At 31.1% G+C, this 11,619-nt stretch carries 15 protein-coding genes; 1 reads left to right on the forward strand and 14 read right to left on the reverse strand.

The genetic code is table 11. From position 1 onward, the window contains the following. Positions 1-4: 4 nt before the first annotated feature. The gene (locus OB7_RS00005; RefSeq protein ID WP_114702159.1) at positions 5-439 is read right to left on the reverse strand and encodes a hypothetical protein; all 435 of its coding nucleotides are present in this window, start codon (positions 437-439) and stop codon (positions 5-7) included. A gap of 18 nt (positions 440-457) precedes the next feature. Continuing rightward, positions 458-1,390 carry a glycosyltransferase family 4 protein gene (locus OB7_RS00010; RefSeq protein WP_012579659.1) on the reverse strand — a complete coding sequence of 311 codons (933 nt, stop codon included), beginning with the start codon at positions 1,388-1,390 and terminating at the stop codon, positions 458-460. A gap of 180 nt (positions 1,391-1,570) precedes the next feature. Here OB7_RS00010 and OB7_RS00015 point away from each other — a divergent pair, with 180 nt between their 5' ends. Next, complete coding sequence (locus OB7_RS00015; protein WP_114702160.1) at positions 1,571-1,786, forward strand: FmdB family zinc ribbon protein; 216 nt, start codon at positions 1,571-1,573, stop codon at positions 1,784-1,786. A gap of 55 nt (positions 1,787-1,841) precedes the next feature. Here OB7_RS00015 and OB7_RS00020 read toward each other — a convergent pair whose 3' ends face one another. The 12 genes from OB7_RS00020 to atpD form a co-directional block, all read right to left on the reverse strand. Then, positions 1,842-2,039, reverse strand: a complete 198-nt coding sequence (locus tag OB7_RS00020; RefSeq protein ID WP_004100538.1) for a cold shock domain-containing protein — start codon at positions 2,037-2,039, stop codon at positions 1,842-1,844. Positions 2,040-2,094: 55 nt separating this feature from the next. Continuing rightward, positions 2,095-2,793: a 16S rRNA (cytidine(1402)-2'-O)-methyltransferase gene (gene rsmI / locus OB7_RS00025; protein WP_114702161.1), complete on the reverse strand. Its 699-nt coding sequence runs from the start codon at positions 2,791-2,793 to the stop codon at positions 2,095-2,097. Beyond that, positions 2,781-3,497, reverse strand: coding sequence for a lipoate--protein ligase family protein (locus tag OB7_RS00030; protein ID WP_114702162.1), 717 nt, complete (start codon positions 3,495-3,497; stop codon positions 2,781-2,783). The genes rsmI and OB7_RS00030 overlap by 13 nt, the downstream gene beginning before the upstream one ends. Continuing rightward, positions 3,498-4,097, reverse strand: coding sequence for a hypothetical protein (locus OB7_RS00035; RefSeq protein WP_114702163.1), 600 nt, complete (start codon positions 4,095-4,097; stop codon positions 3,498-3,500). 3 nt (positions 4,098-4,100) lie between these two features. Further along, on the reverse strand, positions 4,101-4,895 hold the full coding sequence (locus tag OB7_RS00040; protein WP_114702164.1) for a DUF4895 domain-containing protein: 795 nt from the start codon (positions 4,893-4,895) through the stop codon (positions 4,101-4,103). A gap of 5 nt (positions 4,896-4,900) precedes the next feature. Beyond that, positions 4,901-5,263 (reverse strand): aspartate 1-decarboxylase, encoded by a 363-nt coding sequence (panD, locus tag OB7_RS00045; RefSeq protein ID WP_004100547.1) that lies wholly within the window; start codon positions 5,261-5,263, stop codon positions 4,901-4,903. A gap of 1 nt (position 5,264) precedes the next feature. Further along, on the reverse strand, positions 5,265-7,892 hold the full coding sequence (locus OB7_RS00050) for a GAF domain-containing sensor histidine kinase (RefSeq protein ID WP_114702165.1): 2,628 nt from the start codon (positions 7,890-7,892) through the stop codon (positions 5,265-5,267). 104 nt (positions 7,893-7,996) lie between these two features. Further along, on the reverse strand, positions 7,997-8,527 hold the full coding sequence (locus OB7_RS00055; RefSeq protein ID WP_114702166.1) for a ribosome hibernation promotion factor: 531 nt from the start codon (positions 8,525-8,527) through the stop codon (positions 7,997-7,999). Between the two features lie 11 nt (positions 8,528-8,538). Next, positions 8,539-9,009: a hypothetical protein gene (locus OB7_RS00060; protein WP_114702167.1), complete on the reverse strand. Its 471-nt coding sequence runs from the start codon at positions 9,007-9,009 to the stop codon at positions 8,539-8,541. Between the two features lie 39 nt (positions 9,010-9,048). After that, the gene (locus tag OB7_RS00065; RefSeq protein ID WP_114702168.1) at positions 9,049-9,867 is read right to left on the reverse strand and encodes a DegV family protein; all 819 of its coding nucleotides are present in this window, start codon (positions 9,865-9,867) and stop codon (positions 9,049-9,051) included. Between the two features lie 4 nt (positions 9,868-9,871). Further along, positions 9,872-10,147 (reverse strand): F0F1 ATP synthase subunit epsilon, encoded by a 276-nt coding sequence (locus OB7_RS00070; RefSeq protein ID WP_004100557.1) that lies wholly within the window; start codon positions 10,145-10,147, stop codon positions 9,872-9,874. A gap of 44 nt (positions 10,148-10,191) precedes the next feature. Beyond that, positions 10,192-11,604 (reverse strand): F0F1 ATP synthase subunit beta, encoded by a 1,413-nt coding sequence (gene atpD, locus OB7_RS00075; RefSeq protein WP_004100559.1) that lies wholly within the window; start codon positions 11,602-11,604, stop codon positions 10,192-10,194. Positions 11,605-11,619: the final 15 nt, after the last annotated feature.

Here is an 11,619-nt window from a genome sequence, read left to right on the forward strand (position 1 = left end):
AGATTCATATCCATCTTATAGAAGATGGAGTCTTCTTTGCTTTTATTTCGATAAATTTTTCAAATATTTTTAAGACATCAATAGATGCTATTGTTGAAAGCTTTTGGTTTATGAGTTTGAGCTTTATAATATCACTTTTTGTCACCTCTTGCTTTAAAAACACTTCTTCTAAATAACTAAAAAGCTCATTGTAAATACTTGCTTTTAATTCAAGAATTTTTAAATTTTCTTCTTTTAGCATTTCTACTTCAGTTTGTTTGTTTAAAAGAAGTGATGTAATTAGTATAGTTATGACGGTTCCTATAAAAGCGGCAAGAATTTCTTGGGAATAGGGAAAGTCAGAATTAGAATAATACATTTCTCTAAATAGGAAATATGTAATTATTGATAGAGCAATTGCCAATATCATCATCAAAAGATTTTTGTTTTTTAATGACAAATAGAACACCCTTTCTTTTTAGTTTTCAGTCTCTTTGTTGTCATATTTTAAAAGAGACAGTTTAATTGTTAAAATAGTCATCAAAAATCCTGTAAGAAAAAGTGAAAGTTTATCGTATTTTATGTATAAAATACCTAAAAGGCAAAAAATAGAACTTATCAAAGCCATTGTGAAAAACGTTTTTCTTTTATCTTTTAATCTTTTTTGAAGTTTGTCATAGATATGGTCTCTGTCACCTTCAAAAGGTGATTTTCCAGCAAGAACTCTTCTAGTCATACTTGTAAATGTGTCAAGGAAAAAAGGACTTAAAATTATTAGAGCTGCTATAGTGTGTGATAAACTCTTGGAAAAAGATGAAATAACGGAAACTCCTAAAATTGCTCCAATAGTGTAGCTTCCCATATCACCCATGAAAATTTTTGCTGGTGGAAAGTTGAATATAAGGTAAGCAAGTAATGAGCCAATAAGTGATATTAGATAATATTTATCATTTGGAAATGTGACAGTCCATATAAGTCCAAATGCAGCTATGGTTGAAGTTATTGCACAAACTCCATCCATTCCATCCATCATATTTACAGAGTTAATCAAAAAAGCGTAAAAAATTGTGGCAATAGTTATTTCAATAGGATTTGTCAAAAATCTTGTGGATACAAGAAATCCTATTATAAATTCTATAGTTAATCTTAACCAAGGGTTTATTGATTTTAGATCGTCATAAAGTCCCATTAAACTAAGAACTACTATATACATTTTTCTAAATAAGCTAAATGGTGTAAAAATCAGGAATGAGAAAACAAACGCTGCACCGCCCAAATAAGGAGTTGATTTCTCGTGGTTTTTAAGTTTGTTATCAGGTTTGTCTACTATACCAAATTTAAAAGCTATTTTTCTCAAAAAAGGGATTAAAATAAGCGTCAGAATAAAAGAACCAACGAATGCATAGAGCATATAAGACCTCCTTAAAATGAAAATATAAAGAATGTATTTACATATGATATTTTATCATAACTAAGATAAGAAAACTATTTTCTTTAAAATTTAACATTTATACTTGACGAATGATAAATGATGTTAGATAATATAAAATGAAAATATAAAGTTACTGAAAATAAGACAGGAGGTGAGAATATGCCAATGTATAGGTATGTATGTAAGAGTTGTGGTCACGAAAAAGTAGAACTTCATTCTATTAACGATAATCCTGATATCACCTGTGATGTTTGTGGTTCAAAAATGGAAAGAGCAATTGGAAGAGTTGGTATAGTTTTTAAAGGTAGTGGTTTTTATATTACAGATAGTAGAAAATCTTCTTCAACTTCTTCAACTGATAGTTCTTCAAAATAAATTAAAAGCCCCCATTAAATGGGGGCTGATTATTATCCTACTTTAACTTTACAAATTAAAGAGGTTTTACATTTGCTGCTTGTGGACCTTTTTGTCCATCTTGAACGTCAAATTCTACTTCTTGACCTTCTTTTAATGTTTTGAAACCATCTGTTTGGATTGCACTCCAGTGTACGAAGATATCTTCTCCGTCCTCCTTAGTAATGAATCCATAACCTTTTTTTGCATCAAACCACTTTACTGTACCTTTCATAAAAAAACGCCTCCTCGTAAATCTTTTTACATTCCCCGTTTCCTTCCGGGGTTGATTAGAGTATACACCCATTATTATTTTTTGTCAACAACTTATTTTTAAATACGACAGTAATTTCTCCTTTTACACCACCTGAAAAGTGCTCAAGGGCCTCTGAAATTGCTCCTTTAAAGTATTCTTGATGTATTTTTGTAAGTTCTCTTGCAATAAATATTTCAACATCTCCAATTATTTCAAGAATATCTTTTAGAGTTTTTAATAACCTTTCTGGACTTTCAAAAAAAACAAAAACTTCTGCAAGATTTTCTTCCTTAATCATTCTTAAAAGTCTTCTTCTTTTTTTATCACGAGGCATGAAACCCAGGAATAAAAATCTATTTCCATAGAATCCACTAGCACTTAATGCTGTAATAGGTGCACTGGGGCCAGGGATAACATCCCAGGGAATATTGTTTTCAAGGCATATATTTACTAGTTCTGTGCCAGGATCAGATATAACAGGCATTCCAGCGTCGGAGATGTATGCTACGTTTTTATTATCTTTTAATAATTCTAAAATTTTGTTTTTCTTTTTTATCGATGAATGTTCATTGAATGAATCTACAGGCTTTTTTATATCAAAAAAATTTAAGAGCTTTAAAGCTCTTCTTGTATCTTCAGCAAAAATATAATCTATCTCTTCGCGAAGTATTCTCAGCGCTCTTAATGTAATATCTTCCAAATTTCCAATGGGTGTTCCAATTAAATACAGCATTTAAACTTCATCCTTTCATTTTCAGCTAGGGAAATAATCTCATTAACATTTTCGAACCTTTTAAGTTGAAATCTTTTACTAAACGATTTGTAGAGAGAATTCTTTAATTCTTCTATATCAACTTCTTTTGCAAGATCCAATCCATATTGTATTATGGGCTTGCTTTGGTCTTTAAAACATTTTTCAATTCCTGTAGTTGTTTTAAGTACTATTGAGCCGTGCTGCAATACAAAACTTTTTGTTCTCATTTGCGCACTTCCTATAATCTTTTTTCCATTAAGCACTATTTCATACCATGATGGAGCATCAAAACACAACTGAGTATTTCCCCTACTAGAGTGAGAAACAATCTCAGCGGGGATACCTATATTGTTTAATGCCTCAACAATAATAGTTGAAATTTCTTTATAAAGCTTTAAAACAGAGAGTCTAAACAATGGGTCAGTATTTGGTATAATAAAGCTGTATGTTAGCTCTTTGCTATGTAAAACAGCTCTTCCACCTGTAGGTCTTTTAACACAGTCGATTCCATTTTCTTTCAAATATGTAGTATTTACAACATCAACTGATTGATTTTTTCCAAGGGATAAAGTAGGATTTTTCCAAGTATATAGTCTAAAGTAAGAGCTTTGGCTTTTTCCCAAAACATAATCAATTGCCATATTTAAATCTCCAGGTATTTTCCAAGTCTCTATGTAAAACATTTACAACCTCCTAAATGCATCTAAGACACTTTCGGCAATTGCTGTATTTTTATCCTTTTCTATTGGAGCAGCTCCTATAATGCTTTCTTCTACATTTTTATATTCTTTGGTAAGGTGAGTTATTAAAAAGTTTTTTCCGGCTAAAGAAACTTCAGCTATATCATCAACGGATATTACAAAATCGTGTATGTTTTCAAGAGCATTTAAAACAGCATTTCCAATTACAATAGGTATATTTCTACTTGTTTTAGGACCGGAAAATTCACCGGACATTTTTTCCTGACCACGTACGATTTCAACAGAAACTTTAATATTTTTACCTTCATCTTTTACGTCTAATTTTTCAAGTCTGTAAGGTAAGACTTTAGAACTTTCAATTTTAGAATTTAATTGTGCTATACTTATAACTTTTCTGTCAATTTTAATACCAAGGCTTGCAAATAATACTGTTTCTATATCTCGGACAATTTGCTTTGGAAGTTTTTCATCATCTGCAACTACATGAAGCTCAACAATTTCTTCATCTTCAACAACAGCTTTTGCAGCCTGAATTCCAGGAATCTTAGTTAAAACTTCTTCGATGTTTGAAACATTAATCATATGCTATCCCCCCATTTGAGCAACGAACCTCCTAAATTTTTCAAAATCGTCTATAAATTTTTCCAAAATTTTCCACTTTTCTTCGGAAAAAATTTCTTCTAATTCAAGCTTAAACGTTCCAATAACTTTGTCTTTAATTTCCATAACAGGATAATATTTTCCAGAAGGTAGTTTATATTTTTCCTTTAAAAATCTGAAAAATTCAGCATATAGATTTTTATGTGGATCATTAATGATTCCGAAGAAATATATTCCATCATCAGTTAATGACATTTTTAGAAATCCTATTTTTTTACCATTTATATTCATAATTTTTTCATAAGCTTCATTGTCAATTATTTTTGCAAAATTAAGCCAAGGCTTTCCTGTAATTTCTTCTGAAAACATTTCTTTTGATACCAATGATTTTTCACCACCAACAGCAAGAAAATGAGTTTGAAGTGGAAACCTTATAATTCCAGCTTGAACCTTAGAAATTGTGCTTTTATTAAAAATGGTGTTGTATAACGCTTCAAACTCTTCGTTGACATATTCTTTTATTTTGTACAACGATGGAGATTTTAAAAAGGGGCTTGTGATTGAAATACCGTAAAAAAACTTACCCTCAGGATTAAAGCCAGCACTTAATGCAAAATCATTGTCGCTTGAAACCGTAACCAATATTAGATGTTTGTGAAAAACATCCAATTTTTCTTTATAGCTATTTAGAAAATCTAAGAGTTTTTCTTTATCGCTGGACAGTATATTTTCCAACTTTTTACCAATATAACTTAACTTTTCGGGGCCGAAATATACCATCTTTTTTAAACTCCCTCTTGCTTAATTTCAACTATTTCGTTTTTTTCATTCATTATAATCACTTTTGGGCCTTTATATTCATTGCTGTCATACATACCAAACGCCATTATAATTACCCTGTCTCCTTGTTCTACCAATCTTGCTGCAGCACCATTTATCACTATCTTTTTACTTCCCTTTTCTTCGGGAATAATGTAAGTTACAAATCTTTGACCATTATTTACATCGGCAACTAAAACTAGCTCATAAGGCTTCATTCCAGCCTTTTCTAATAATTCTGTATCAATTCCTATACTTCCCATGTAATTAATGCTTTTGTCTGTTACTTTGGCCATATGAATTTTAGATTTTAACATTATCTCTTGCATACTAATCCTCCTTGTTTTCTAAAGGTAATTCGAATATAAATCCATTCCCGTTTTCATCGGGTTCAACCCAAATTTTTCCATTATGTTCATCTTCAATTATTTTCTTACAGATCGGTAAACCTAAACCTGTACCGTGTACCTTTGTAGTAAAAAATGGGGTAAATAATTTTTCAAGAATGTCTCTTGATATAGGTTTTCCTTCATTCCATATTTTTACTCGTACGGTTTTTAATAGTTTTTTAACCTCTATTATTATTTTACCACCAATAGGTGTCTCATCAATAGCATTTTGAATTAAGTTAATTAAAACTTGCTTGATTCTAGATTTATCCGCATAAATTTCTATATTTTCCTGGTCTGTCTTAAATTCAAAGAGTATGTTTTTTTCCTTAATCCTATCTTCGTGTAGAATGTAGACTTCAGAAATCAACTCGTTTAAATTGAATTCTGAAAATTCTATAATTTTTTTATCTCTACTAAACTCAAGAATTTCTGAGACAATGCTTTCAAGCCTTACAATTTCGTCGGATATTATTTTTAAATATTTTGATCTTTTATTTTCATCATTTGCGTATTTTTCAAGTCGCTTTACAAATCCTCCAAGAACAGAAATTGGATTTCTTAATTCATGGACAACTCTTGCAGCCATTTCACCAAGGGCAGCTAATTTTTCTTGCTTTTTTCGCTCTTTTTCTAAAATAACTCTTTCCGAGACATCTTCAAAAGTTACAATTACACCTTTAAGAATTATTCTTTCAGAGTCCCATAGTGGAGAAAAAGATACATCAAAGTATTTTTCCTGCCCCATTACTGGTATTAGGTAATTTGAAAGTTTAATCTCTTCTTTTAATTTTAACACTTCAAGAGCCATGCTTTCTATATCTTCAAATTCTCCACCTAAATAGGCTAATTTTTTTTCTAACATTTGTTCTTTCGTTCTACCAAAGTAATATTCGGCTCTTTCATTCCATTCGGTTATTTTACCATCTTTTCCTAAGACAACAACTGCCGCTGAAAGATTTTGTAAAATAAGATCCGAAAATTCCTTTAAATACTCTACAAGGTTTTTTTGTTTTTCAAGATTCAATGTTTTTTCTTTTAACTCTTGGTAATTTATTGAATTTTCAATTGCAAGCCCTGCACTATCCGAGATAAGTCTTAAGATTTCTATATCTACACTATCAATTTCATGCTTTGAAAATTTATTATCTAATATTACAACCCCGATTGTGTCATTCTTACCTATTAAAGGTACAATTACAAATTCATCTACTCCAAGAAGCGGTACTAAAAAATCTACTTCTTCTAATCCGTCTAAAATTTTTTTGTTAACATGAACAATTTTTCTTCTTAGAACAGCCCTTTCAAGAAATCTACTAGCGCCATATGGAATAATCTTATCTTTAATTTGCTTAGTTAATTCTCCATCAAGATCTAATCCTAATGATTCTTCGCGAAGGTATTGAACCACATCTGCATATCTCATAGCACGTTGATTTGCTTTTTTCCATATTGTTTCTACTTCCTCTTCATTTGCAGGGCCAATCCATGCTTTACCGATAAGTGAGTTTTTTTCAAAATCTTTTAAAAGTAAAAGCGCACGATTAAAACCAAGGGTTCTTCCGGATGTAAGACCTATTAGTAATATCTTCAAGACATTTTTTGGATCACTACTACTTCGCATTGCCTGACTGATATAGTGAACTATGCTCATTTTTCGCAGTTGCTCTTTTTGCTCTTCTATTAACCTTTCGTGTTCTTTTTTTAGTTCATTTAGTTTGTCAATTTCATTTTGGAGCTTTTTATAATACACAAGTCTTGAGATTGCAAGTTGGAATCTTTTTACTGAGGCGACCACAAGTTCTAGATCAAAATCTTCATAACTTTTTTCTGGGATGTATCCTTCACCGTGTAGTTTATTTATGAAAATTAACCATCCATCTTCTATGCCGTTTAAAGGAACACTCATTATCGACTTTATTTTTACTTTAAAATTTTTAAAATCTATATTGGCGCTTCTCAGAATTTGCGGTTCACTTTTAAACACATGTATTGAAAAATCAGAAAAACCTGGTATTAAGCTTTCCGAAGGTTCAACTGGATAGGAATATTCAATAAAATAATCTTCTCCTGCTTTTTTGGCTAAAAACACAAATTCACTTGGAATGTACTTAAAAAGTTCTCCAACAAAATTTTTTTTGAGCTCTCCTAGACTATCACTTTTTTCAAATATGTCTGTAAGTTGTAGTATCTTCTCTAATTTTTCTTTTCTCCTATTAATTAAGAAAAGATCATAAACTAACGCAAAAAACTTTGAAAATTCGTTTATAAAAATTTGATCTTTTTCAAAGTTTTCTCCCACTATTATTGCGCCTATTTTTCTACCTTCAAATTCTAAAGGTATAATTTGTTTGTTGAAATTTTCATCATTAGCTTTTATTTTTTCCCCAGCATTGATACCAGCAACTATCCTGAAAATATTTTTTCTTTCTTCAAAGATTGCTAAACTTAATTCATTGACTTTGAGATGTTTTTTTAATGAATCAACTAATTTTTCCAAACTTTCATTTGGATATCCTTTTTCAAATAATTTATTTACAGCCTCATATATTAATGAATATTCTATCATTAAAATCACCCCAATCTAATTTTAACATAAAATATAACCTATTAAAAAAATAAAATGGCTTCGGAAGAGTCCGAAGCCATTAGAAATTTTGTATTAGATTTTAATTATTCCTGAAATTCATATAAAACAAATTTACCATCTTTTCCCTTAATTAACATATTAATTTCATCTGTTTCCATATTTCTAAAAACGAAGAATTCATGATTCATAACTTCCATTTGTGCGATTGCTTCTTCAACACTTGTTATCATTAGATTTACTCTTTTAACTGATGATATCTTTTCTTTAGGCTCTTCTACAGGCATTTCATCTGTAAAGACCTCACCGAGCCCCTTCAAATTTGATTTATTTCTAGTTCTTGCATATTCTCTTTCCCTTTTTAATTTTTTTTCGAATGCATCTGATAGGATATCAATTAAGTTATAAATATCATCGGAAGTTTCTGTAACTACAAGATCTTTGCCAAGATAATGCATCATTGCTTTTCCAATGAAACTAGTAGCATCTTTTTCTAATTTAATATCAAGATGTACTTCGTCTTCTAAAATCCTATCAACCTTTTGAAATCTTTTTTCAATATAATTTTTTACGGCATTTGTTAAATCAAATCCTTTTGCGGATACTCTGTAATCCATAAAACCACCTCCTAAAGTTCTTCTTTCAGATTTCTAAGTCTAAAGTTTACGTCTGGTGCTAATTCTAACAAATAAAAAGTTAACGTTAATAATATGAACATAATTTTTAAAAATATATTACTTTGATGTATCTTTTTATCTATTGCTATTATTAATGATATCACAAGTGAACCGGAAATAAGAAATAACAAGGGAAAGAAATATGATAAAAAACAAAACAAAATAGATAAAATAACGTAGTTATAGAAAATTAAAACATTATTTTTAAGAAATTTTGGTAAACTTGAGCACCATTTATATGCTATTAAAAGATAACCAAGGATCCCTACCAAGAATATCGTATTAGATATATAAATATTTTTATTTGTGAAACTGAAAAAGAAATTTGCAGCAAAGCCTAGTGAGAAAAATACAGATACAAAAGCTACGAGGTCATCACCAGGAAGGCTGGCTGAAAATAATTTAGAAAGGTTTTTTTCCATAATGTGGAGGCTAATTCCTCCATTCCCCCCTTTCAAATATTAACTGCTGACAACAAATCCAAAAACTTCTGGACCTGTATGGATTCCGACTGCTGCACTTATTTGAGTAATATCCTTTATATTGAAATGTTGCACTAGTCTATCTATATATTTCTTGTATTCTTTACTACCATAGGCTGCTAAAAAGTACGGATCACTTATTTTATGTTCTTTTAAGAAACTTTCGCCAAGCTCAATTAGCTTATTTACAAGCGAAGAAAGCTTTCGCTCCATTGCAATTGATTCTACGGCACCTGTTTCATCAACGCTCAAAATTGGTTTTATTTTTAACATCTTTCCAAGTAAAGCCTTTGCTTTTCCAATTCGACCACCTTTTTCGAGGTATTTTAAATCCATAACGGCGAAGTACATTTTTAAATTTTTTCTTATCTTATCAACTATATCTTGTGTGAGTTCTATATCTTTTTCTACGTATTCAACGAGTTTTCTAAAAATTGCGTATGATTCTATACTTGCGGTTTTTAGGTCTAAGACCTTTACTTTATCTTTAAAATTCTGACTTACCATTTGGAACATATTAAATGTTCCACTTAATTTACTTGATACTGAAAGCATGTATATTTTGTCATATTCATCGTACAACTTTTTAATTAATTCTTCAGTTTCTTTAGGGTTAGGCAAAGAAGTTGAAAAATCCTCTGCATCTTTAAGCATCTTGTAAAATTGATCAACTGTTAAATTAACTTTGTCTACAAACTCTTTACCATCAATTATAACCCTTAGTGGTGCAAAGAATATTGGGTATTTTGTCTTAACATTTGGCATATCAAAGGAAGAATCAGCTATAAATGCAATCATATGACTATCCTCCCAAATACTTGTGTGGATCTATTTCTTTTTTTATATCCTCAGTTACTATTATAACATTTTCGCCATCACAATGTAAAAAACCGTCGTCAATAACATATTCGTATGTTTGTGTGTTATCTTTTGCAACAACCTTGTCAACTTTTAGTTTAGCAATTATTGGTGCACGCCTTTCAAGTAGTCCCATTTCTCCTTCAACAGTTCTAACAGTTACCACGGTTACATCCTTTTCAAACATTAAACCGTTTGGAGAATAAATCTTTAACTTCAAAATGATCCCTCCCAGATAAAATGCGTGAGCAACTTGCCCACGCATTATTTTTTCTGTAATTGTTTTGCTTTTTCAACAGCTTCATCAATTGTTCCAACCATATAGAAGGCCATTTCTGGTAAATCATCATATTTTCCTTCTAATATTTCTTTAAATCCTCTAATTGTTTCATTTATAGGTACATATTTTCCGGGGATGTTACTGAACTTTTCAGCAACGTGGACTGGTTGACTTAAGAATCTTTCTATTTTTCTAGCTCTTTGAACTATTAATTTGTCTTCTTCAGAAAGTTCTTCCATACCAAGAATAGCAATAATATCTTGGAGATCTTTATATCTCTGCAATATTTCTTGGACACCTCTTGCTACTTCATAGTGTTCCTGACCAATAATGTTAGGATCAAGCATTTTTGATGTTGAATCAAGAGGATCAACCGCAGGATATAGACCAAGTGCAGCTCTTCTTCTTGACAAAACAACCGTTGCATCAAGGTGAGTGAATGTAGTTGCTGGTGCAGGGTCAGTAATATCGTCTGCAGGAACATAAATAGCTTGAACTGAAGTAATAGACCCTTTTTTGGTGGAAGTAATTCTCTCCTGTAATTCACCCATATCGGTTGCTAATGTTGGTTGGTAACCAACAGCAGATGGCATTCTTCCAAGTAATGCAGACACCTCACTACCTGCTTGAACGAATCTGAATATATTGTCAATAAATAACAATACATCTCTTCCTTCTACATCTCTAAAATATTCAGCCATTGTTAATGCAGTTAGTGCTACTCTAAACCTTGCTCCTGGTGGCTCATTCATTTGCCCGAAAACAAGAACTGTGTTGTCTAAAACTTCTGCTTCTTGCATATCAAGATACAATTCATTTCCTTCCCTAGTTCTTTCACCAACTCCTGCAAACATAGAAAATCCGTGGTGCTCAATTGCTATATTTCTAATAAGCTCCATAACCAACACTGTTTTTCCAACACCAGCACCACCGAAAAATCCTATTTTTCCACCTTTTGGGAATGGAGCAAGAAGGTCAATAACTTTTATACCAGTTTCCAAAATTTCAACTGATGTTGATTGTTCAGTAATTGAAGGTGGAGCTTTGTGGATTGGCCAATATTCAACGTCTTTGATTTCATCTTCTTTACCATCTATAGGTTCTCCAATAACATTAAACATTCTACCAAGAGCACCTTTTCCAACAGGAACTTTAATTGGTTCTCCCGTGTTTTCAACTTCTAAACCTCTCATTAAACCATCTGTTGTATCAAGTGCAACAGTTCTAACAGCGTTATCACCAATTAGTTGTTCAACTTCAAGAACTAATTTTTTTCCTGTTTGTGGATTTATGACAACAAGAGCATCGTATATATCAGGTAAATCTCCTTCTTCAAATTGCACGTCAACAACTGGACCAATTACTCTTAGGATCTTTCCTTTAGACTTTTTTGACACTTTATATCACGCTCC

The sequence above is a fragment of the Thermosipho africanus Ob7 genome (assembly GCF_003351105.1).
Classification (GTDB): Bacteria; Thermotogota; Thermotogae; order Thermotogales; family Fervidobacteriaceae; genus Thermosipho; species Thermosipho africanus.